The organism is Aquabacterium humicola (assembly GCF_030167915.1).
Lineage (GTDB): Bacteria > Pseudomonadota > Gammaproteobacteria > Burkholderiales > Burkholderiaceae_C > Pseudaquabacterium > Pseudaquabacterium humicola.
In genome coordinates this window covers 989,310-1,011,523 of sequence record NZ_JARGNB010000001.1, presented here as the reverse complement: position 1 = coordinate 1,011,523, position 22,214 = coordinate 989,310, and the positions used below count along the sequence as shown (strand labels likewise).

The 22,214-nt window shown below is 70.4% G+C and carries 21 protein-coding genes and 2 tRNA genes; 6 read left to right on the top strand and 17 right to left on the bottom strand.

What is annotated here, in order from left to right; translation table 11 throughout:
• Positions 1–6: 6 nt before the first annotated feature.
• The 4 genes from gltX to P1K89_RS04425 all read left to right on the top strand — a co-directional run bounded on the left by gltX (position 7) and on the right by P1K89_RS04425 (position 2,401).
• A complete protein-coding gene (gene gltX / locus P1K89_RS04440) occupies positions 7–1,404 on the top strand; it encodes a glutamate--tRNA ligase (RefSeq protein ID WP_284615154.1) in 1,398 nt (465 codons plus the stop codon).
• Positions 1,405–1,492: 88 nt separating this feature from the next.
• A tRNA-Ala gene (locus P1K89_RS04435) sits at positions 1,493–1,568 on the top strand.
• A gap of 40 nt (positions 1,569–1,608) precedes the next feature.
• A tRNA-Glu gene (locus P1K89_RS04430) sits at positions 1,609–1,684 on the top strand.
• 450 nt (positions 1,685–2,134) lie between these two features.
• Positions 2,135–2,401 (top strand): hypothetical protein, encoded by a 267-nt coding sequence (locus P1K89_RS04425; RefSeq protein WP_284615153.1) that lies wholly within the window; start codon positions 2,135–2,137, stop codon positions 2,399–2,401.
• Positions 2,402–2,458: 57 nt separating this feature from the next.
• On the opposite strand, the gene P1K89_RS04420 is transcribed toward P1K89_RS04425, so the two are convergent.
• The 14 genes from P1K89_RS04420 to P1K89_RS04355 all read right to left on the bottom strand — a co-directional run bounded on the left by P1K89_RS04420 (position 2,459) and on the right by P1K89_RS04355 (position 15,929).
• Positions 2,459–3,643, bottom strand: a complete 1,185-nt coding sequence (locus P1K89_RS04420) for a thiolase family protein (RefSeq protein WP_284615152.1) — start codon at positions 3,641–3,643, stop codon at positions 2,459–2,461.
• A gap of 75 nt (positions 3,644–3,718) precedes the next feature.
• Complete coding sequence (locus P1K89_RS04415) at positions 3,719–3,877, bottom strand: hypothetical protein (RefSeq protein WP_284615151.1); 159 nt, start codon at positions 3,875–3,877, stop codon at positions 3,719–3,721.
• A gap of 8 nt (positions 3,878–3,885) precedes the next feature.
• Positions 3,886–5,085 (bottom strand): ABC transporter permease, encoded by a 1,200-nt coding sequence (locus P1K89_RS04410; RefSeq protein ID WP_284615150.1) that lies wholly within the window; start codon positions 5,083–5,085, stop codon positions 3,886–3,888.
• A 14-nt stretch (positions 5,086–5,099) separates the two neighbouring features.
• Entirely contained in the window at positions 5,100–6,308 is a 1,209-nt protein-coding gene (locus P1K89_RS04405) for an ABC transporter permease (RefSeq protein WP_284615149.1), read from the bottom strand.
• Between the two features lie 39 nt (positions 6,309–6,347).
• Positions 6,348–7,046 (bottom strand): ABC transporter ATP-binding protein, encoded by a 699-nt coding sequence (locus P1K89_RS04400; RefSeq protein WP_284615148.1) that lies wholly within the window; start codon positions 7,044–7,046, stop codon positions 6,348–6,350.
• 16 nt (positions 7,047–7,062) lie between these two features.
• Positions 7,063–8,238 carry an efflux RND transporter periplasmic adaptor subunit gene (locus tag P1K89_RS04395; RefSeq protein WP_284615147.1) on the bottom strand — a complete coding sequence of 392 codons (1,176 nt, stop codon included), beginning with the start codon at positions 8,236–8,238 and terminating at the stop codon, positions 7,063–7,065.
• Positions 8,239–8,334: 96 nt separating this feature from the next.
• A complete protein-coding gene (locus P1K89_RS04390) occupies positions 8,335–8,739 on the bottom strand; it encodes a hypothetical protein (RefSeq protein ID WP_284615146.1) in 405 nt (134 codons plus the stop codon).
• Positions 8,740–8,760: 21 nt separating this feature from the next.
• Entirely contained in the window at positions 8,761–9,183 is a 423-nt protein-coding gene (locus P1K89_RS04385; protein WP_284615145.1) for a hypothetical protein, read from the bottom strand.
• Between the two features lie 78 nt (positions 9,184–9,261).
• Positions 9,262–10,593, bottom strand: a complete 1,332-nt coding sequence (locus tag P1K89_RS04380) for a sensor histidine kinase (protein ID WP_284615144.1) — start codon at positions 10,591–10,593, stop codon at positions 9,262–9,264.
• On the bottom strand, positions 10,590–11,261 hold the full coding sequence (locus tag P1K89_RS04375; RefSeq protein WP_284615143.1) for a response regulator transcription factor: 672 nt from the start codon (positions 11,259–11,261) through the stop codon (positions 10,590–10,592). The genes P1K89_RS04380 and P1K89_RS04375 overlap by 4 nt, the downstream gene beginning before the upstream one ends.
• A gap of 22 nt (positions 11,262–11,283) precedes the next feature.
• Positions 11,284–11,520, bottom strand: a complete 237-nt coding sequence (locus tag P1K89_RS04370; RefSeq protein ID WP_284615142.1) for a PepSY domain-containing protein — start codon at positions 11,518–11,520, stop codon at positions 11,284–11,286.
• A gap of 34 nt (positions 11,521–11,554) precedes the next feature.
• The gene (locus P1K89_RS04365) at positions 11,555–12,082 is read right to left on the bottom strand and encodes a glycine zipper 2TM domain-containing protein (RefSeq protein WP_284615141.1); all 528 of its coding nucleotides are present in this window, start codon (positions 12,080–12,082) and stop codon (positions 11,555–11,557) included.
• Positions 12,083–12,256: 174 nt separating this feature from the next.
• Positions 12,257–15,172 carry a hypothetical protein gene (locus P1K89_RS04360; protein WP_284615140.1) on the bottom strand — a complete coding sequence of 972 codons (2,916 nt, stop codon included), beginning with the start codon at positions 15,170–15,172 and terminating at the stop codon, positions 12,257–12,259.
• A 136-nt stretch (positions 15,173–15,308) separates the two neighbouring features.
• Entirely contained in the window at positions 15,309–15,929 is a 621-nt protein-coding gene (locus P1K89_RS04355) for a peptidoglycan-binding domain-containing protein (protein WP_284615139.1), read from the bottom strand.
• Positions 15,930–16,095: 166 nt separating this feature from the next.
• On the opposite strand from P1K89_RS04355, the gene P1K89_RS04350 reads away from it, so the two are divergent.
• A complete protein-coding gene (locus tag P1K89_RS04350; RefSeq protein ID WP_284615138.1) occupies positions 16,096–16,806 on the top strand; it encodes a hypothetical protein in 711 nt (236 codons plus the stop codon).
• A gap of 307 nt (positions 16,807–17,113) precedes the next feature.
• The gene (locus tag P1K89_RS04345; RefSeq protein WP_284615137.1) at positions 17,114–17,983 is read left to right on the top strand and encodes a substrate-binding periplasmic protein; all 870 of its coding nucleotides are present in this window, start codon (positions 17,114–17,116) and stop codon (positions 17,981–17,983) included.
• Positions 17,984–18,020: 37 nt separating this feature from the next.
• Here P1K89_RS04345 and P1K89_RS04340 read toward each other — a convergent pair whose 3' ends face one another.
• The 3 genes from P1K89_RS04340 to P1K89_RS04330 are packed head-to-tail and all read right to left on the bottom strand — an operon-like array spanning position 18,021 to position 22,168.
• Positions 18,021–19,385 carry a sigma-54-dependent transcriptional regulator gene (locus tag P1K89_RS04340; RefSeq protein WP_284615136.1) on the bottom strand — a complete coding sequence of 455 codons (1,365 nt, stop codon included), beginning with the start codon at positions 19,383–19,385 and terminating at the stop codon, positions 18,021–18,023.
• A gap of 7 nt (positions 19,386–19,392) precedes the next feature.
• On the bottom strand, positions 19,393–21,183 hold the full coding sequence (locus tag P1K89_RS04335) for a sensor histidine kinase (RefSeq protein ID WP_284615135.1): 1,791 nt from the start codon (positions 21,181–21,183) through the stop codon (positions 19,393–19,395).
• Between the two features lie 55 nt (positions 21,184–21,238).
• The gene (locus P1K89_RS04330; RefSeq protein WP_284615134.1) at positions 21,239–22,168 is read right to left on the bottom strand and encodes an amino acid ABC transporter substrate-binding protein; all 930 of its coding nucleotides are present in this window, start codon (positions 22,166–22,168) and stop codon (positions 21,239–21,241) included.
• Positions 22,169–22,214: the final 46 nt, after the last annotated feature.

The window sequence follows — 22,214 nt, the reverse complement described above, 5'->3', positions numbered from 1 at the left end:
TCCCCGATGAGCACTCCATCCAAGATCCGCACCCGCATCGCCCCGTCGCCGACGGGCTTCCTGCACCTGGGCACCGCGCGCACCGCGTTGTACTCGTGGGCCTTCGCGCGCCACTTCGGCGGCGAGTTCGTGCTGCGCATCGAGGACACCGACGTCGCGCGCTCGACGCAGGACTCGGTCGACCAGATCCTCGCGGCCATGCGCTGGCTGGGCCTCGACTACGACGAAGGCCCGATCTACCAGATGCAGCGCCTCGATCGCTACCTCGCGGTGATCGAGCAGATGATCGCCGCCGGCACCGCCTACCGCTGCTACTGCACGCCCGAAGAGCTCGATGCGATGAAGGCCGGCCAGGAAGCGCGCGGCGAGAAGCGCCGCTACGACGGCACCTGGCGCCCGGCGCCCGGCAAGGTGCTGCCGCCGGTGCCGGCTGACGTGAAGCCGGTGGTGCGTTTCGCGAATCCCGTCGACGGCGTCGTCACCTGGGACGACCTCGTCAAGGGCCCGATCTCGATCGCCAACGAGGAAATCGACGACCTGATCATCCTGAGGCCGGACGGGGTGCCGACCTACAACTTCGCGGTCGTCGTCGACGACTGGGACATGGCGATCACGCATGTCTTCCGCGGCGACGAGCACATCAACAACACGCCGTGGCAGATCAACATCTTCGAAGCGCTGAAGGCACCGCTGCCGCGCTTCGGCCACTGCCCGATCATCCTCGGCGACGACGGCCTGAAGCTGTCGAAGCGCCGTGGCGCGGTCAGCGTCACCGCGTACGAGGAGGGCGGCTACCTGCCTGAGGCGATGCTGAACTACCTGGCGCGACTGGGCTGGAGCCATGGCGACCACGAGCTCTTCACGCGTGAGCAGGTCGTGCAGTGGTTCGATGGCACGCATCTCGCGAAGAGCCCGGCGCAGTGGGACCCGGCGAAGCTGGCGTGGGTCAACGCGCAGTACCTGAAGCAGGCCGACGATGCGCGGCTCGCGACGCTGGTCGCGCAGCAGTTCGCGCGGCGCGGCCTCACCGTCGCCGCCGACGAACGCCTGGCCGCGCGCTGCGCGCTGTTCAAGGACCGCTGCAGCACGACGGTGGAGCTGGCCGACTGGCTCGCGATGTACGAAGCGCCGGTGACGCCACCGGCCGACGAACTGGCTGCACAGACGACCGATACCGTGCGCACTGCGCTCGCTGCGCTGCGCGAGCGCCTGGCGACCGTGGCCTGGGACAAGGCCGCGATCAGCCAGGCGATCAAGGACACGATCGGCGAGCACAAGCTCAAGATGCCGCAGCTCGCGATCCCGGTGCGCCTGCTCGTCTGCGGCCGCGCGCAGACGCCGTCGATCGATGCGGTGCTCGCGCTGTTCGACCGTGAAACCGTGCTCGCGCGCCTGGCTGCGTGACCCGGAATGCGGGCTGCGTGCCTTGCACGCGAAAAGTCCTGTGCTATAGTCGCGGACTCGCTTGAACAGTGCTTTTCGCGAAACCCTCGGGGGTATAGCTCAGCTGGGAGAGCGCTTGCATGGCATGCAAGAGGTCAGCGGTTCGATCCCGCTTACCTCCACCAAGATTCACGGTGGCGCTGTTCAAGGGAATGAAGGATCACAGTCCCCTTCGTCTAGAGGCCTAGGACACGACCCTTTCACGGTTGTAACAGGGGTTCGAATCCCCTAGGGGACGCCAGCGTTAGATGTTGAGTCGCTGATTCTCAAGAAGAATCGCGACGGTGACCTGGCAAATGTCGAGAGTGGTTACGCTTGAGGCGTTGACACCTTATGGCATGAAGCAGCAAAGCAAACGGCGCCTTCGGCGCCGTTTGTCTTTTGGCGATCTCGACAACGGGCGAGGGAGTGGTGTCCTCGGTCGCCACCGAGCGCCGAATCGGCCCGCTCGTGGTCCGAAGCGATGCGCCGAGGCGCGAGGCGCGCTAGAGGAGCGGTCAAGGGACTCTGTCAAGTCCGGGGCACGTTGCAGACCTTCGAGCGCTGGGCCCGTCGTCCCTGATGCCCATCACCGCTGGCGCGCGTCGATGCGTGCTCAGCGGTTCGCATGGTTTCCTGCTGATGAGGCGGCGCCCGTGGCGTTTCGCTGGACGCCCCAAATAGAAGCTAGCGGAACGGGCAGGATTGCGCGATGCGGGCGATCGGGGCCATCGGACCCCACAACGTCGTGCCGGTGCTCGCCCGCTTTCGCGCGCAGCGGCCGCGCGTGAGGATCGTCGTGACGATCGGGGACTCGCGCACGGTCGCCCGGCGCGTGCTCGAAGGGTCGTCAGCTGCCGCCGCCCATCTGCGATTGCAGGTAGTTCTGCTCACCGGCCTTGCCCACCAGGTCGAGCTGTGTCTCGAGGTGGTCGTAACGCGGCGCGGTGGTGTCATCAAGTCATCAAGCTGCAGCTGACTCGGCGCCTCAGCCGCCAGCTTGTCGGAGCTGCCCCGGTAGACCCGGCCGGCTCGCTCAGACCCGTTCGATGGCCAGCGCGATGCCTTGTCCGCCGCCGATGCACAGGGTGACGATGCCCCGCTGTGCCTCGCCGCGCTGGATGGCGTGCAGCAGCTTGGTGGCCAGCACGGCACCGCTCGCACCGATCGGATGGCCGTGGGCGATCGCACCGCCATCGACGTTGACGATGTCTTCGGGGAAGCCGATCTCCCGCAGGCAGGCGAGCGCGATGGCCGCGAAGGCCTCGTTGATCTCGACCCGGTCGACGTCACCCGCCGACCAGCCCGCGCGCTGCAGCGCCTGGTGCACGGCCGGTACCGGCCCCAGGCCGAAGAATCCGGGCTCAACCGCGCCGACGCCGTAGCTGACCAGGCGAGCCATCGGCAGGAGGCCCTGCTTCTCGGCCCACGCGGCGTGCGTGACGACCATCGCCGCACCGGCCGAGTTCAGGCCCGGCGCATTGCCGGCGGTGATGGTGCCCTCCTTGCGGAAGGCGGGCTTGAGCTTGGCCAGCGACTCGGCGGTGGTCTCCGGTCGGTTGTGTTCGTCCTTGGCAAACAGCGTCGGACCCTTGCGGCCCGGCACCTCGACGGCAACGATCTCCGCCTCGAACTTGCCTGCGGCCTGGGCCGCTGCGAAGCGCTGCTGCGAACGCAGCGCCCAGCGGTCCTGGTCCTCGCGGCTGATGCCGTTCTTCAGGACCAGGTCCTCCGTGTGCCAGCCGGAGTGCTTGCCGCTGAAGGCGTCGTTCAGGCCGTCGTAGAGCATGCTGTCGAACATCGTCACATCGCCCATGCGGGCGCCCCAGCGGCCCTGCGGCAACAGGTAGGGCGCACGGTCCATGTTCTCCATGCCGCCGGCGATGGCGCAGTCGATCATGCCGGACCAGATCTCGAGTGCCGCGCTCACGACACCCTGGGCACCGGAGCCGCACACGCGGTTCACCGACAGCGCCGGCACCTCGATCGGCAGCCCCGCGGCGATGCCGGCCTGCCGGGCCGGGTTCATCTTGCCACCGGCCTGGATGACGTTGCCCATCACCAGCGTTTCGATCTTGTCGGCCGCGAGGCCTGACCGCTTCAGCGTTTCGCGGATCGCCGCGGCACCCAGGTCGGTGGCAGGCACGTCCTTGAGGCTGCCGCCATAGGTGCCGATCGCAGTGCGGACCGGATGGCAGAGAACGATGTGTCGGCTGGTCATGGTGTCTTCTCCTGTAGGAACAAGCGGCGCACTGGCGATCAGATACCTGCGGACCGCTGCGCTCGTTGATCGCCATCAATCGGCCCGGTCGCCATACAGGTGGCGCAGTTCGGCGGCCATCCGCTCGCGCACGTCCACTCCGGGGCCGAAGACCTTGAACCAGCGACGCGGGCGGCCCTCGCAGCGGAAGTCCACCACCCAGGTCGTCGAGGTCCTGAAGAATTCAGACGGCATGGCTGCCGCTACTCCGCCCGCAACGCCTCCACCGGATCCAGCCGCGCTGCCCGCCGCGCCGGAAGCACCCCCGCCGCCAGTCCGATCACCAGCGCCACGCATTCGGCCAGCACGAGGAACAGCAAGGGCGTCTGCACCGGCAGCGCCGGCACCGCCAGCCGCAGCGCCTGCGCCAGCGCGATGCCGATCGCCAGGCCGAGCAGCCCACCGGCGGCGGACAGCACGACTGCCTCGCCGAGGAAGAGGCGCAGCACGGTGGCGCGGCGCGCCCCCAGCGCCACCAGCAGGCCGATCTCGGCGGTGCGCTCGGCCACAGCGATGGTCATGATCGTGACGATGCCGACGCCGCCGACCAGCAGCGAGATGCTGCCCAGCGCGGCCACCGCCATCGTCAGCACGTCGAGGATGTTCGACAGCGTGCGCAGCATGTCTTCCTGCGTCACCAGCGTGAAGTCCTCGCGGCCGTGGCGCGCCGCCAGCACCGCCTTCGCGGCATCGGCCACCTGGTGCGCATTGGCGCCTTCGGCGTAGCTCAGGTTGATCTCCATCAGCCCGTCGCGGTTGAACAGTTCCAGCGCGCGCGCCGCCGGGATGTAGGCCACGTCGTCGAGGTCGATGCCCAGGAACTGGCCGCGCGGCTGCAGCACGCCGATGACGCGGAACTGCAGGCTGCCCACCCGCAGCCGCGTGCCCAGCGGGCTGTCCGCGCCGAACAGCTCGCGCTGCAGCTTGGCGCCCAGCACGACAAAGTTGCGTGCGCTGTCGGCATCATCGGGCGGCAGGAACCGGCCGCTGCGGATGCTCAGCTTGAAGGCCTCGATCAATGTCGGCGTGGTGCCGTAGACCATCACGCGGCGCAGCCGGCCGTTGCCTTCGACCTCGGCATTGCCGGTCACGCCGGGCGCGACCTGCAGCACCTGCGGAACGCGGCGCAGCGCCTGCGCGTCGGCCAGCGTCAGCGGCCGCACCGACGACGGAAAGCCCGGGTTGGCGCCGCCGGTGGTGGTCCTGCCCGGCGTGATGCCGATGACGTTGGTGCCGAACTGCGTGAACTCGGCCAGCACGAAGCGGTGCAGCCCCTCGCCGATGGAGGTCAGCAGGATCACCGCGGCGATGCCCACCGCGATGCCCAGCAGCGTGAGAAAACTGCGCAGCCGGTGCGCGCTGAGCGCGCGCCACGACATGCCGATCGCGTCCTGCAGCCGCATGCCTGTGTGCCGTGCTAACGCCGTCCCAGCGCGGCCACGGGGTCGAGCGCGGCGGCGCGCTGCGCCGGCAACACGCCGAACAGGAGGCCGGTGAGCAGCGCAGTGGCCAGCGCCGCCAGCACCGCCCAGGTCGGCGGCCAGGCCGGGAAGGCCGGGTAGAGCTGGCGGATCACGAAGGCACCGAAGTGGCCGACGCCGTAGCCGAGCACCGCGCCGGCCACCGACAGCAGCGCCGCCTCGGTCAGGAAGGCGGCGCGGATGGTGCGCGCGCTGGCGCCCAGCGCCTTCAGCAGGCCGACCTCCGCGCTGCGCTGCGTCACCGACACCAGCATCACGTTCATCACCAGGATGCCGGCCACCGCCAGGCTGATCGCGGCGATGCCGGCGACACCGGCGGTCAGCGCCGCCAGCACGCGGTCGAAGGTGGCCAGCACCGCGTCCTGCGTGATCACGGTGACGTCTTCCTCGCCGTCGTGGCGCTGCTTCAGGATCTCGCTCACCTGGGCCTTGGCGGCGGGAATGGCCTCGCGGCTGCGCGCCTCGACCAGGATGCGGAACAGCGTGTTCGAGTTGAACATCGCCTGCGCCAGCACCACCGGCACGATCGCCAGCTGGTCGGTGTTCATGTTCAGCCCCTGGCCGGCCGGGGCCAGCACGCCGATCACGCGCAGCCGGCGCTCGCCCAGGCGCATCCACTGGCCCAGTGCCGGCTGCGCGCCGAACAGCTCGCGCTTGAGTTCCGCGCCGAGCACGACCACCGAGGAGCCGCGGCTCCATTCGTCGTCGGGCAGGAAGCGGCCCTGCGCCAGCGGCAGCCGGCGCACCGCGGTGAACTCGCTGGTGGTGCCCAGCACCGCGGTCTCGCGCAGCCGGCCGGTGGTGCTGGCCTCCGACAGGCCGACGATGATCGGCGCCAGTCGGCGCACCGCGCCGGCACGCTCCAGCGCGCGGGCGTCGGCGATCGTCAGGTCGCGCGTGGTGCTGGTGATCGCGCTGGCCGGGCTCAAGCCGCCGGTCTGCGAGCGGCCGGGCAGCACGATCACCAGGTTGCTGCCGATCGAGGAGAACTGGTCGACCACGTAGCGCCGCGCACCGTCGCCGAGCGCGGTGAGCACCACCACGGCGGCGACGCCGATGGCCATCGCCACCATCATCAGCGCGGTGCGCAGCGGGCTGCCGCCGGCGGCGCTGCCGGCGAAGGCGAGGATGTCGCGCGCTTTCATCGAGGCGCCGCGCTCACGTGACTGCCTGCGCGACGCGCTTCATGTGCTGGCCACGGCCGCGGCCGCGCTGTCGTGCCGGATCGCGCCGTCTTCCATGGCCAGCCGGCGCCTGGCACGCGCGCCCATCTGCGCGTCGTGCGTGACGACGATCAAGGTCACGCCGCGTGCGTTGAGCCCTTCGAGCAGGCGCATCACTTCGTCGCCGGTGGCGCGGTCGAGGTTGCCGGTGGGCTCGTCGGCCAGGATCAGCGCCGGCTGCATGATCGTCGCGCGGGCGATCGCCACGCGCTGGCGCTGGCCGCCCGACAACTCGCTGGGCTTGTGCGCTGCGCGGTCGGCGAGGCCGTAGTCCTGCAGCGCCTGCGCCACACGGGCAGCGCGTTCACGCGCCGGCGTGCCGGCCAGCACCATCGGCAGCGCGATGTTCTCGGCGGCGCTCAGCCGCGGCACCAGGTGGAAGCTCTGGAAGACGAAGCCGATGCGGCGGCTGCGCACCTGCGCCTGCTCGTCGGGCGTCAGCGTGGTCACATCGCGGTCTTCGAGCCGGTAGCGGCCGGCGTCGGGGCTGTCGAGCAGGCCGAGCACGTTGAGCAGCGTCGACTTGCCCGAGCCCGAAGGCCCCATCACCGCGACGTACTCGCCGGCGCCGATGCGCAGGTCGAGCGCGCGCAGCGCATGCACCGGGCTGCCGCCGAGGTGGAAGACCCGCGCGATGCCTTCGAGCTCGACCTGGGCCATCGTGTTCGGCGCGGCTTCAGCGTGCCCTGGCCGGCGCGGCCTCGACGGTCACGCGCGCGCCGGGCTTGACGCCTTCGCGTTCGAGCGAGGTGACCACCCGCTCGCCAGCGGCCAGGCCTTCCAGCACCTCGGCATGCTCCCAGTTGGCCAGGCCCGTCTTCAGCCGGCGCTCGACCAGCCGGTCGCCCTCGACCACCAGCGCACGGTTGCCTTCGCCCAACGCGGCCGCGGGCACGCGCAGCACCTGCTCGCGCACCTCGAGCACCACCTCGACATCGGCGCTGTAGCCCACCAAGAGCGCACCGATCGCTTCGCGCTGGTCGAAGCTCACGTCGATGTCGACGGTGCGCGCCTGCTTCTCGATCGCCGAGACGAAGGGGGCGATGCGCTTGACGCGGCCCGGAAAGCTCTGCCGCGGCAGCGCGTCGATCGAGATGCGCACCACCTGGCCGGGCCGGATGCGCGGCGCGTCCACCTCGTCCAGTGGCGCCTTGACGTACAGGCAGGTGTCGTCGATCAGGTCGATCGCCGGCGGCGTCGGCACGCCGGGCGGCGAGGGCGTGGAGTACTCGCCAACCTCGCCGACGATCTTGGCCACCGTGCCGGCAAACGGCGCCCGCAGCAGCGTGCGGCTTTGCTCGACGCGGGTGACCTCCACCCGCGCCTGGGCCTGCCGCACGTCGGCCTGCGCGGCGGCACAGCTGCCGCGGCGTGCATCGGCCTCGCTGCGCGCGGCGTCCTCACGCGCGCTCGATACGAAACCCTGCTCGCGCAGCGTGGTCTGGCGCCGTGCCTCGCGTTCGGCCGCGTCGGCCATGGTGCAGGCCTCGGCCACGCGGCGGCGCGTGGTCTCGAGCTGCGCCTGCGCCAGCGCCTGCTGCGCCTGCTGGTCGTCGTTCCACAGCTTCATCAGCAGTTGGCCCTTCTTGACGCGGTCACCCTCCTTGACCGCCAGCAGCTCGATGCGGCCGCCGCTGATGGTCGACAGCCTGGTGCGCTGGCAGGCCTCGATGCTGCCGGCGCGTGTATTGGCGACGGTCGATTCGACCCTGCCACGCGTGACCTCGGCCACCACCACCGCGACCGGCTTGCTGCGGCCGAACCACGACACCGCGGCGGCCAGCGCGGCGATCATTGCCAGCAGCAGCAGCCCGCGGCGCCACCACCGTTGTGAGCGGGAAGGGAGCTTCATCGTCGCGGCGATTCTGCCCCCCGCGGACCCGATCGGTCCCTGGCGGCTCGACGTGCTCGTGGCCGACGGCTCGGGCAAGACGCCGACGCACCCGGATCACGGCCATGCCAGCAAGCTGGCGGAGGCATCTCCCGCGCTGCGCGCATGGATCTCAACGAACGGGGCCGCGGCCTCGGTTTCGATCGCGCGCACGAGCGCGGCCTGCAGCGCCCCCGGTCGCCGGGTCTCGAACGTCATCCGGAAGACCGTGCCCCTGCGCTGCACGCCGTGGCAGGTGCTCCGGTCGATCGACGCCGCCAGACGCGCCAGGCGCCGGTGCAGGTCGGCGATCTCCGGTCCCCAGCCCATTCTTGCGCCGCCCACGGCGTCCTCGATGTCGAGGAAAAGCAGCGTCGTCGGCTCGACGGCGCCCGCAGCCCGGGCGCGTCGCCACGCGCGGCGCAGCGCGTTCACGAGCGTCAGACCGAAGCTGGCCGTCGGCCCGGCAGACGCGTCCTGCATGGGGCGCACCGGTGCCCGGCCTCAGCGACGCCAGTCGCGGCCGTCGTGGCGATCGTGCCAGTTCGGGATGCCGTCGCCGTCGCGATCCCGGTCGCGCCGGTTGGGGATGCCGTCGCCATCGACGTCCCAGCGTGGGTTGTACACGCGGTCGTGGCGATTCGGGATCCCGTCGCCGTCATGGTCCCAGCGCGTCGGCTCGCGGTAGAAGCGGTGATCGCGGTACGGCCCGTGATAAGGCCCGTGATACGGCCCATGGTAGAAGGGGGCGGCGACGCGGTAAACGGGATAGGGCTGCACGACCACCGGCGCCGGCCGGGTGTAGACCGGCGTGCCGATCGTCACCGACCACTGCACGTCGGCCCCGTGGCCGGCACGTGCCGCACCGGCGCCGAGCATGCCTGCCAGCGCCAGCGCGCTGAAGACGAACCACTTGCTCTTGCTCATCGCAGACTCCATCGGGGTTGGCATGGCGCCATGTTGTGCCCCCGTGGATGAACCGAAGCTGAACCGAAGTCAGATCGGTCAGAAGGCCGGGAGGGTGATGTCGAGCCGCGCACCGCCCAGGTCCGAGCGGGTCAGGGTCATCTGTCCTTCATGGCTGGCCACCAGGTCGTTGACCACGGCCAGGCCGACGCCGTGGCCGGGCACCTGCTCGTCGCCGCGCACATGCAGCCGCAGCACCGACTGCGTATCGCTGAATCCCGGGCCATCGTCGTCGATGCGGATGTTCAACCCCTCCGCATCGCGCCAGGCCTTCACGGCGACCCGGTGCCGCGCCCACTTGGCCGCGTTGTCCATCACGTTGCCGAACATCTCGAAGGCATCGCCTTCGTCGATCCGCCAGCTGAGTTCGGGCGGGCAGTCGACCGAGAACGCCAGGCCCTTGTCGGCATAGACCTTCTGCAGCGAGTCGCGCGTGCGGGTCAGGACCGGTGCAAGCGGCAGGTAGGGCACGAAGCGAGCCGCGCCGCTGGCCGCCGCCCGGCCGAGCTGGTGCTGCACGATGTCGTCCATGCGCGCCACCTGCTCCTTCACGGCGGCTTCCAGGCGGGCCGGCTCACGCACCGCGGTGCGCAGCACGGCCAGCGGCGTCTTCAGGCTGTGGGCGAGAAAGCTCAGGGCCTCCTTGTAGCGCGTCTGGCGCACGCGCTCCTGCCGGATCAGGGTGTTGAGGTTGCCCGTCAGCGCGGCGATCTCCGCGGGGTAGCGTCCCGCCACCTCGGCCTGCTCGCCATGCTCGATGCGGCGGATCTCCCGCGTGATGCGCCGCAGGGGCGACAGCCCCCATTCCAGCAGCACGGTCTGCGCCAGCAGCAGCAGCACGGCGGCGCCGCCGAGCCAGGTCCACAAGGTGCGCTCGAAGATGCCGACCTCGCGGTCGAGCTCCGCCTTGTCCTCCAGCACCGACAGCACCAGCGGTGCCGCCTGCGTTCGCCCCGCCCACTTCACGCCATAGCCGACGGCAAGGTACGCCCGATCGCCTGCCGCAAGCGTTTCCTGCCGCCACTGACCCACGGCCACGCCGCGCTGGAAGGGCGGGTTCAGGCCAACGACCGACGACGAGTGCCACGCCTCACCGCGAGCGACGTCGACGATGCTCGCGTACAGGCCGGAGCCCGGCAACGACAGTCGGGGCTCGGGGAAGCTCTCGGGCATCACCAGCGCGCCGCCGGCGTCGACCTCGGCGCCGGCCAGCAACAGGTACACGGTGCTGCGCAGCTGGGCGAAGCGGGCCGCGCGCACGCTGTCGGCATGCGCGCGCTGCACGGCGAGCCCGGCCCCCGCCACGAAGGCGATCAGCACCAGCGTGGCGCCGATGATCAGGCGGGCACGGATCGAGTCGTGAAACCTCATCCGAGGGTGAATCGGTAACCCCGCCCGCGCAGCGTCTCGATCGGCGTCAGGCGGCCGTCCGGGTCGAGCTTGCGGCGCAGCCGGCCGATCAGCACCTCCAGCACGTTGCTGTCCCGGTCCTCGTCGTGCGGGTAGAGGTAGTCGGAGAGTTCCTGCTTGCTCACCACCCGCGCCCGCTCGCGCACCAGGTACTCGAGCAGCCGGTACTCGAAGGCGGTCAGGTCGAGGGCCTCGCCGTTCAGGCGCGCGACCTGCGCCGCGAAGTCGATGGCGATCGGCCCCAGCGTCAGCACGTCCGACGTGGCCTTCAGTGAACGCCTCAGCAAGGCCTTGATGCGCGCGGCCAGCTCGGGGTACTCGAAGGGCTTGACCAGGTAGTCGTCGGCGCCCGCTTCCAGCCCCACCACCTTGTCCTGCCAGTTGCCGCGCGCCGTGAGGATGAGGATCGGCAGGGTTCGACCGTCCGCCCGCAGGCGCTGCACCACCGTCAGGCCGTTCAGCTTCGGCAGTCCCAGGTCCACGATCGCCAGGTCGACCGGATACTCGCGCGCCTGGAAGAGGCCGTCTTCACCGTCTGCCGCCTGATCGACCCGGTGCCCGTCTGCTTCGAGCTGGCGCGCGAGCCCGAGCCGCAACGCGGCATCGTCCTCGATCAACAACAGGCGCATGCTTGCCGCCGCACGGGCACACCTACACCGGTCGCCCGCTGACGGCGTCGATCAGGATCACCCGGACTTCGCCTTGCGCGGTGAGGATCTTCACCCGCCACACCGGCCGGCGTTCCGACTCGACCTTCTCCACCGACAACACGCGCCCGGCGCTCACGCGCTGCGCCGCCGCGGCAGCTTCGTCCCGGCCGATGTCGGCCCACGCGGGGGTGGTCATCACGATCAGCAGGGCGCAGGCAAGCTCGAGAAGCGACTTCATGTGCGGCAGGATCGTACTACCGTCGAAACGGGTGTCAGGCGGGATCAACGGAGACGCGCACCCGCAGGTTCGGCCCGGGGTTCTCGCGCATCAGCGTGGTGAAGTGCTGTCCGCGGTACTCGTAGGTGACCTGGTAGCCGACGATGCGGGCCTGGACCTCGTGCACGGTGCGGCAGGTCGTCACCTCACGCGGGACGTCGTCGTGCTGCTCCCACCGGTCACCGCGGTTGGCGATGCGGTCGCCGGCCAGTGCGCCCACGACCGCACCCACGGCCGTCGCGGCTTCCCGTCCATGGCCCTTGCCGACCTGGTTGCCGAGCACGGCGCCCGCGATGCCCCCGATCACGACGCCGCCAGGGTTGCGATGCGGTCCGACAGGTTGGCGCTCGTTGACCCACTGCCGGGTGCACTCCTCCCGCGGAACGCTCACGCGCTCGTACTGCGGCTCGACGTCGCGCACACGGGCCTGGTCGAAGAACGGCTCGGCGTGCACACCGAGGGCTGCGGTTGCCAGCAGGGAAGCAAGGCCGAGGTGTTTCATGGAGGCTCCGGTGTAGGTCATGAGCGCATCCTGCCGGTGCCTGCGTGAACGAACGCTGAACGGAGGCGGCGCTGTCTGCACGCGCGTTCATGTGTCCTGCGCCCCATCGCCGCGCATGCCTGGCCAGGACCGCGGCGCTGCTTGGCGGAATCAGAAGGGCAAGCGCCCGCTTCTGAGCTTCCGACGTTGGGATGCTCAGAAGAAGTAGTCGCGCGCAGCCGCGCAGCCGGCGCAGATCCGTCGCAGCGGTGCCGGGGCTCCGGCGCCGGGCGCGGCCGCCGCGACATGCGCTGGCGGAAAGTGGTCGCCTGTGAGCGGACCACCGGCCAATGCATCCCATCCCAGCGCCACGTTGCCGTTCAGATGCCCCTGGGCGTTGGCCTGTGCAGGCGTGGCGGGGACGGCCACGGGCAAGGGGTCGTAGGGCTGCGCACTTTCGAAGTCATGCGGAGCGGTGTCGAGGCGGTGGAAGGTGGACGTCACGGGCGGTGCCGGCAGCACCGGGGCGTTGCCCCAGCCATTGGCCTGATAGGCCGCCAACGCCGCAGGTCGCGGATGACCCGGACCGCCCACCGCATAGCAGTGCGCGCCGTTGTGGGGCCCGCCGATGCGTGTGCCGTACGAGTAGACGATCTTGTCGCTTGCTGCGACGGGGGCGGCCAGTACGCCCGCGATGCCGGGCTCCAGCGGGATGTGCTGCAAGGCCGCGGCGGCGCCAGCGGCCGGGATCCAGCTATCAGAGCCGTGGTGCGTGGCGACCAAACCCACCGCGTGCAACGGCACGGCGCCGGCGGCCGCCGCGCCTCCCGCAGCGGCAAGTGCCGCCGGCCAGCCGGCAAGCGCGGGCAGGTGGTGGTAGCCCGCATCGCCCGGCAGCACGACATAGCGCTCCTGCGGTGTCACCGGGGCGGCGCCGGGTGTCGTCGGCAGCGCCGCTGGCCCACCGGGAAGCGGAGGAATGGCGGCCGCAGCCACCGGCTGCAGAGGAATCGCCCAGCACGCGCCGGCCCCGCCGCCCCAGATGGGTTGCCACATTGCGGCGCCGGCGGCGAGGCCGACCGCAGGCACCACCAGGGCGCCCGGCGCTGGCAGCGCCCCGGGCGCGCCCGGCAGGCCCGCCGCCACTGGGAGCCAGTTGCTGCCCGGCGTCGGGGACAAGCACATCATGTGCTGGTGCGGGGCGCCGGTGGCAGCCGGCGGGAAATCAACAATGAAACCGCCCAGCGCCACAAAGTCGGCCGCGCTGACCGCCCACCATCCCAGCGCGCTGGGGACGCTGGGCACGTAGTTGCCGCCCACGGCCGGGGGCAGAGGCGCCCCGGCGGGCGGAATCCACAAGGCCATGTTGCCGGTGGCTACCAGCACCTGGCCGAACCCCGCAGGTTGAGCGGCCGCCGGAGGCGCAAGGCCGCCGCCCGCCACAGCTGCGATCGCCACCAGCGCCGGGTTGAAGACCCCGGCCAGCATGTAGTCCACCCACTCGCCGTCGATGAATCCGGGTGCGACAGGCGGCGTCACGATGACGGCGGTGTTCAGCACCATGCCGGGCACCATGCCCGGCGGCACCGCGACCGCGGGAGCGACCCGCGCCCCGAAGCCTGGAGGCATGGCGGCGGCCGGAATCGCGGCTGGATCGTCCTGCACCCGCACGTACATCACGATGCCATCGTCATTGACAGCCGGGCCGGTGGCCCGTTCGGCGAACCCGAACGGCGTCATCAGGTGGCTTGGCACGGCAGCGACCCCGGGCGTCGGCCACAGTTGTAGCGCCGCGCCATTGGGCACTTCGACCAGGAGGCGCACATACAGCTCGCGCCCTGCAACGCTGCCGAAGACCTGTTGCGGTGCGATCCAGCGTCGCCTCAATGCGGCAGGCACCTGCCGCACCATCGCGTAGTGGTCGTAGTCCCAGTGCGATAGCACCATCAGGGGGTCGTCGCAGACACAGGGGTCGGGCGCCGCCGCCGGATAGGTGTTGATGTTCACGTTCGTCGGCAGGCCATAGTCGACAAAGGCCACGATCCGGCCGGCACGGTCGTACAGCGCGATGTTGTTGCCAGCGCCGACCAAGTTGGCGCCGACGAAGGGTTGGAACGCGCCCGGGTGCGGCGCCATCGGGTTCAGCGGCGGCGCCACGGCCACCGCCGGGCCGCCCCCAGGTGGTCCGCCCACCGCGGGCAGCCCGACCGGAGCGCCACCCGCGCCACCCACTGGGGGTCCGCCGCCGCCGCCGGCGGGCAAGCCGGCTCCTCCCCCCACGTCGATACGGCGCCGCTTGTTCGCCCGTGCGAACTGGCGCATCAATGGTGGCGAACCGCCGGATGGTGGAATTGCGGCCGAGGCCCCGGCCGGGCCGCTGATGGGCACAACGCCGCTGTCGGTGTGCCAGTAGAGCGTGCCCTGCAGGTCGACCGCGAGGACCGGATCGCCGCCTCCCGGGGTTCCCCCTGGCGGCGCAGCGTGGCCGGGCTTTGCATCGGGATCAGGCTGAGGGAAGTGCAGCGCCTGCAGCATTGCGTGCAAGGGTGGGTCGAGCCGCGCCAAGGGCTCGATGCGCAGCAGGTCGCACAGCCGCGGTGGGCCGTCCTGCGCGCGGGTCAGGCCCAGGGGCGCGTACGTGAGTTCGCCCTCATCCTCCGGCTGACGCAGCGGGTCCAACGGCGGGCCGGCAATGAACTCCACGACGAACCAGTCGCCCTCACGCAGGGCATCGCGGTCGATGAACGCGTCGCCCGCCAGCAGCTCGATCAGCCCGACCGGGGCCGGATCGCCAGCCAGCATGGTGCGGGTCATGTAGCGCAGGTGCAGTTCGAACAGCCGCCGCCGCACGTCCGGTGGAAGCTGGGGGTGGCCGGCCTGGATCGACTGGCCGCCGAGCGCTGCCGCCAGCGTGGTCTGCAGCGCATCGCCGCCGAACTGCGTCTTGAGCACCTGCCAGACGGCGGCGAACCACTCCGCCTCCAAGGCTTCGAGGCGCAAGAGCCAAGGTCCTGGCGTTCCACGAGGAGACTCATCCTGGTACAGGAACGCGAGGTGGACGTCGTGCTGTTCGAAGACGTTGATCTTGCTGTCCTCGTTCGAAGTCGGTTCGAGTCCGCCGAAGCCGCCCATTGGCTGCGCCGCGCTGAGCACCCACACTGATTCCTGCCGAGGGCGCCGCGGTGATGGCCACTTTGCCCCGCGTGCCACGGCGGTGTGCAGCGGCTCGAGCGTCTGCGGCTCCGACCGCAGCGGCCCCGGCAGAAGGCTACGCGCCATGCACGTCCCGTAACGCATGGCCGGTCGCTTCGTCGAGCGATCCGGTGATGGCGAGGCCGTGTCGGCGCTGAAAGCGCCGCAGCGCCCTGGCGAAGCCTTCCGTGCCGGAGTCTTCGCTGTCCAGCAGCCCCAGGTTCACGAGGCGGCGCCGCGCGCCACTCGCCTCTTCGGAGGGCTCGAGGCCCCCGAGCTGCAGCCGGAACCGTTCATGCGCGCCCAGCATCAGCGTGGCCTCGCGCGCCGCCGGCGGAATGTGTACGACGATGCGGCCCTCGTCGTCGGTCGTGCCCGTGCTGAGCTGGCCGTCCACCCACAGTTCGTAGGCCAGGCCGACGCGCGGCCGGCCCCCGCGCAGGAACTGCAGGCGCAGCAGCTCCGGTACGCCGCGCCGGCGAAAGACATGACGGCGGTCCGTTGCGCAGGCGCAATGCTTCGGATGCGGGTCCGGGACGGTCACGACGTCGCCGGGCGCCAGCACGTTGCCGTCGCGGCGCTGTGCGCGCAGCGAGCCATTGGCCGCATCGTTCCAGATCGTGTCCGGCAGGAAGCCGTGAAGGAAACCGATGCTGGCGATGCAGTCACCCGCTTGCACCACGTGCTGGCGTGCCATCGTGCTCATCTCCCTGATCGACGCTGCGGCTGGCATAACCGGCCAAGTCAGCGGGCAGCCAGTCTGCGCCATGCGCGGCGCTTCGCGCGCAGGCGAGTGACAAATTCCATCGCGTATGAGCGCCTGGGGCGGGGGCGCCTAAAGTGGCATCGGAAGCAGCTGTTGCGTGACGGAGTCGCTGGAGGCCGGGACCGGTATCAGGAGGATGGCGATGTGGTCGGTGCAGTTCATGGCGGATGTGGCCACGGTCGAGCTTCGCCCGGCATCGCCGGATGCCGATGGCAGCCAGTTCGGGCACTCGGTCGAGCGAGTTGCGCTGGCGCCGGAACGCGTGCGGGGAAATGTGCGGCGCTGGTTGCGCGCTTGTGGGGCTGCTCGACTGCGGCCGCTGCTCGATGACATCTGGCTTGATCTCTGGCGGCGCAGCGACGAACAGGTGTTCGAGCAGGTCGAGCACATGCTGGGCTCGGGCGAACTGCGGCTTTGGGAACTGCGCCAGCGCCCGATGGCCCATGCGGAAGCGACAGGTTGGGCGCGTCACACGCGCGAGCTGGCCGTCTCGCCCTCGATGCTTCGCGGCACTCCGCCGGCCGCTACGGAACCGTCCGCCGCAGCGACCGTTCCTCTTGCCCAACCAGCACATTGGATCGAGATCGAGTTGATCGGCGAGGACGACCGGCCGATTCCTGCAGAACCGTTCGCGGTTCGCCTGCCCAGCGGCGAGCAGCGAAGTGGCCAGCTAGACGCCCGCGGCTTCGCCCGGCTCGACGGCTTGCCGCAGGCTGGAACGTGTTTCGTGAGCTTCACGAGACTGGATCGAGATGCGTGGTTCCCAGTTACTTCGACAGGCGCTCGGCGCCATCAGCCGCCAGCGTGAAGCGTTCGGCTGGCTGGCCTGATGTACCGCTGTCTGCATACCAATTCCGGCCGACAAGCAGTTCGATGGGCGTCTTTCGGGGGGCGCGGCTTCGACGCGTCAGATGCCGTCGGCGACATGCAGGGTGTGCTCTCGACAGCAACTCGGGAATGGTCCACCTCGAGTGGCGCGGTCGGGCCACATTGGGCTCGGGTGCACCCCAGCTCGCGGAGGGTCGGGTGTAGTCGGCGAGTCGGCGTTGACGTCCGTCGGGCGGCGGATCACCATGACAAATCACCGCCATGGCGGCGGGGTGAAGGACAGTGGAATGCGCGCATGGATCGACATGACCGGAGTGCGCTTCGCCCCTGCTTGGCACGTCGCGCCGTCGGCGTTCGGATCGGCGTTGGTGCGCATGGCCTTGTGCGCCGGCGCGGCGCTGCTGCCCTCATTGGCGGCCGCGGCCGACCGCCCCGTGGTTCGCGCTTGTGGTCATCACGACTACCCGCCCTGGAATTGGCAGCAGGATGCGCACATCGTGGGTGTCTGTGCCGACGTGGCACGGCGTGCGATCGAACGCCTGGGCTACCGAGTCGACCTGGGTTTCGTCGGGCCCTGGAAGCGCTGTCAGGAGATGGTGGCCTCCGGCGACGTCGACGTGAACATCTGCGCCTTCCGCAACCCTGAGCGCGAACGCTACGCCGTCTTTTCGGAGCCGCGCATGGCGCAGAACCGGATCGCCGTGTTCGTGCCTGCCGACAAGGTCTCCAGCCTGCGGGCGCAGCCCTGGCAAGCGCTGGCCGGTTCCCGCACCGGCCTGGTCCTGGGGGTCAGCATGGGGCCGGACTTCGACGCGTTCCTGGAACGCGAGACGCAAGTCAGCCGCGTCAGTGTCGTGCAACAGGCGCTGCGCATGTTGACGCTCGGCCGCCTGGACATCGTGCCCTTCGGCTGGGAAGCTGGGCTGATCGAGATCGAACGCGCGGGCTTGGCCGGCCGGGTGCTGCCGCTGGAGCACCCTGCGCTCGTCGGTGACTTGTGGCTCTCCGTATCCAAGCGTTCGCCGCTGGCCGGACGCATCCAGGAGGTCGGAGCCTATTTCGCGCGGCCGGAGTACGCCGAGGAACTGCGCACCCTGTTGGCCGAGCATCACCGCCGGGCCCTGCAACGCGAAGCGCCGGGCGCCAGTGCCCGCTGAGCCGCACCGGAGCGAATGGCCTCCCGAAGCGACCGGATCAGCTCCTGAACTCCTCGGCCGCAATGCCGAAGCGCCGCAGCTTGTCATGCAGCGTCTGCCGCGCGATGCCCAACGCCGTGGCGGTGGCGGGCTGATCGCCCTTGTGCCGCCGCAGTTCCTCGACGATCACCGAGCGCTCGAAGTGTTCCACCTGCTGCGGCAGCCCCAGGGGCAGGCCGGGGGTGCCTTCTGCGGCGCCGCGCGCCAGCGTCAGCCGGTCGCCCAGCAGGCCGAGCACGAATCGATCGGCCACGTTGCGCAGTTCGCGCACGTTGCCGGGCCAGGCGTAGGCGGTCAGCTCGGCCAGCTGCGCGCTGCTGAGCAGCGGCGCTGCGCGTTCGTAGCGGCTGGCCGCCAGCAGCGTGAAATGCTCGAAGAGCAGCGGAATGTCTTCGCGCCGCTCGCGCAGCGGCGGCAGCTCGATGAAGGCCACGCCGATGCGGTAGTACAGGTCGGCCCGGAACTTCTGCTGGTCGCTCAGCGCCTTCAGATCGTCCTTGCTGGCGGCCACCACGCGGCAGTCGATCGGAATGGCCTTGTTCGATCCGACACGCTCGATGCTGCGCTCCTGCAGCGCCCGCAGGAACTTGATCTGCACGGCCATCGGCATGCTCTCGATCTCGTCGAGAAACAGCGTGCCGCCGTTCGCATATTCGAGCTTGCCGACGCGCTGCTTGTTGGCGCTGGTGAAGGCCCCGACTTCATGGCCGAAGAGCTCGCTGTCGGCAAGGGTTTCGGGCAAGCCGCCGCAATTGAGCGGCACGAAGTGATGGCGCCGGCGTTCGCTGTGGTCGTGCAGGCAGCGCGCGACCAGCTCCTTGCCGGTGCCGGTCTCGCCGTAGATCAGCACGTCGGCGGCCGTCTCGGCCAGCGTCATCACCATGCGGCGCACCCGCTGCATCTGCGCCGAGCGACCGATCAGCACCGCCTGGATGCCGTGCCAGTTCTCCAGCGCATCACGCAGCGTGCGCACCTGCAGCGACAACTGACGTCGCTCGACGGCATGCCGCACCACCGCCAGCAGGCGCTCCGACGTGAAGGGTTTCTCGATGAAGTCGTAGGCGCCCTCCCGCATGGCCTGCACCGCCATCGCGATGTGGCCGTGGCCGGTGACCAGCACCACCGGCAGCTCGGCGTCGATCTTGCGAATCTCGGGCAACCACTCGGCGCCGCTCAGGCCCGGCAGCCGAACGTCGCAGACCACGATCAACGGCGCGCCGAAGCTGATGTGCGTACGCGCGCGTTCGACGCTGCCGCAGGCCTCGACCTCGAAGCCGGCCAGCGTCAGCGCCTGCGTGATGCCGACCTGCACGTCTTCGTCGTCCTCGACCAGCAGGACCCGGATGGATGGCGCTTCGCTCACGTTCGATTCACTCCTCGGGGACGCCACCGGGCAGCTCGACGGTGAAACAGGCCCCACCGTCGGGACGATTGGCCGCGCGCAGCGTGCCGCCTGCAGCACGCACCAGCTGGGCCGAGATCACGAGCCCCAGACCCAGCCCCGCCCCGGCCGGTTTGCTGGTGACGAAGGGCTCGAAGAGTCGTGCCAGGATGTCGGCGCGGATGCCGGGGCCGCTGTCGCTGACGGTCAGCACCACGCGGTCGCCGGCGCCGCGCGCGAACACCTCGAGCCGGCGCTTCGGCGCGTCCTGCATCGCATCGATGGCATTGCGGAAGAGGTTGACGAGCAGGCTGCTCATCGTGGCCTCGTCCGCCAGCACCTGAAGCGCGGTCGGTTGCACGTCGCTGTCGAAGGCGATGTCACGCGCCTTCAGCTCCGCGCCGACGAGGGCCTGCGCGTCGGCGATGCAGCGCGCCAGCGGAACGGCCGCCGGCGGCGCTTCGCTCTTGTGCGCGAAGGTCCGCAGCTGCGACGTCAGCCGGGCCAGGCGGTCCACCAGACCGGCGATGCGGCGCAGGTTGCCGTGCACGTCGTCGCGACGGTCCTGGTCGAGCAGGATGCCCGCGTTCTCGGACAGCGTGCGCATCGCCGTCAGCGGCTGGTTCAGCTCGTGCACCATGCCGGCCGACATCTGCCCCAGCGCGGCCAGCTTGCCGGCGTGGACCAGGTCGGCCTGCGTCGCGCGCAGCTCGGCCGTGCGCGCGACGACGGTGGCTTCCAGGCTGTCGTGCGCCGCCTGCAGCGCGGCCTGGCTGGCCAGCTTCTGGCGCACGGCGCGCTGGCGCTGCCACAGCGTGACGCCGGCCAGCACCAGCACGGCCATCGCCAGGCTGGCGGTGACGGCGGCGTAGCGCGCCATCGCATGCACCGGCGCCAGATCGTCCAGCGCCACCACGCGCCACGGCGTGCGCTGCAACGCGCGCGTCGAGGCGAGGTGCGGCCGTCGGTCCAGCGCCACCTGTTGCACGTTCGCGGCCGGCGCTTCGAGCGCGGTCCAGTCCAGCGGCGTCAGGCTGGCTTCGCCGTAGGGCCGCGAACGCTGCACTTCGGCGCGCTGGCCGGCTTCCAGCGGCGCCACCGGCCGGTACTTCAGGTCCTCGCGCGTCGACAGGATCACCACGCCGCGCTCATCGATCAGCATCACGTCGCCGGGCAGGTTGCGCCACGCGCGCTCGGCGTCCTCGATGTTGACCTTGACGGCCGCCACGCCGCGCAGCCGCTCGCCGCGCCGCAGCGCATACGACAGGTAGTAGCCGGGCCGGCGGCTGGTGATGCCCACGCCGTAGAAGCGGCCGCGCCCTTGGCGGATGGCATCGACCACGTAGGGCCGGAACGAGAGGTCCTGGCCGATCGTGGTGCCGCTGTCCTGCCAGTCGGATGCGGCCAGCGAGGTGCCACCTGCATCCAGCACGTACAGCATCTCGGCGCCGACAGTGGCGCCGACGCTGTTCAGCGTGCGGTTGGCGGCTTCGCGCAGCGCGGGGTCGGCCGGGGCGTCCAGCAATGCGGGGATGATCGGCGTTATCTCCAGCAGCGCCGGCAGGTAGTCGAAGCGCGACAGGTCGGCTTCCAACCCGGTGGCCAGCATGTCGAGCCGGTGCGCTGCTGCTTCGCGCAGGCGCGACAAGCCCGACTGCAGCGCCACCTGGTGGCCGATCCAGGCGGCCAGCAGCACCGCGCCGAGCGCGGCGCACCAGCGCGGCAGCCCGCGCCAGCGGCGCTTTGATATTGCCCGGGCATCCCGTGCCGTTGAGGTCATCGGACGGGTATCGCACAGGGCGGGGGCCGCTGGCATCCGTAAGAGCACTATGCGCTCAGTCGCTCGAGAGCGGCTGCAGCTTGAACACGTGTTCCAGATGCGGGCTCATCGGCAGGTTGAGATTCCCACCGTCGGGCAGGCGCTGCTGGAACCAGCGGCGATAGATCGCGCGGGTCTCGCCGGTGCGTGCCATGCGCTCGAAGGCCTGGTTGATCACCTCGGCGAACTCGGCATCGCCGCGGCGGAACATCAGCGCGTAGTCCGCGTACGTGAGGAAGTCCCCCACCACGCGGTAGTCGCTGGCGGCATTGCGCAGCGCGATCGCGCCGTAGAGCTGGATGTCGTCGTTCGCGAAGGCGTCCGCCTTGCCTTCGGCCAGCATCTTGAAGGACGCGTCGTGGTCCGGCGCGAACACGAACTGGATGGCCACCTTCTGGCGCTGCGCCAGCCGCGGCACGGTGTCGGCGTGCACGGTGCCGCTGGTGAGCACGACGGTCCTGCCCTGCAGGTCGCGCAGCGAACGGATGCCGCTGCCGCGCTTGACCAGCAGCTTGGTGCCGGTGATGAAGATGGCGGGCGAGAAGTCGAAGGCCGTGCGCCGCTCCGCGCTGGCCGTCGTCGAGCCGCATTCCAGGTCCACGGCACCCGACTTGACGAGCTCGAAGCGATTGCTCGGGCTCACCGGCACGTATTCGACGCGCGGCACCTGGCGAAGCAGTTCGCCCACCTGTTCGACGACGACGTCGCACAGGTCGAGCGAGTAGCCGATGGGTCGGCGCTGGGCATCGAGGAACGCGAACGGCGGAGAGTTCTCGCGGTGCCCGAGGCGGATGACGCCGGTTTCGTGGATCTTCTGCAGCGTCCCGGTGAAGGGTGCGACGGCCGGGGCCGCCCGGGGCTGGGCCACGGCCGAGCCCATCACCAGCAAACCGACCACCAGGGGCCCGACCAGGGGCCAATGACGAACACAGGCGCGAAAGTCCATCGTTGTCTCCGTGCGCCGGACACGGCGGCGCGTGGGTGGATGAAGG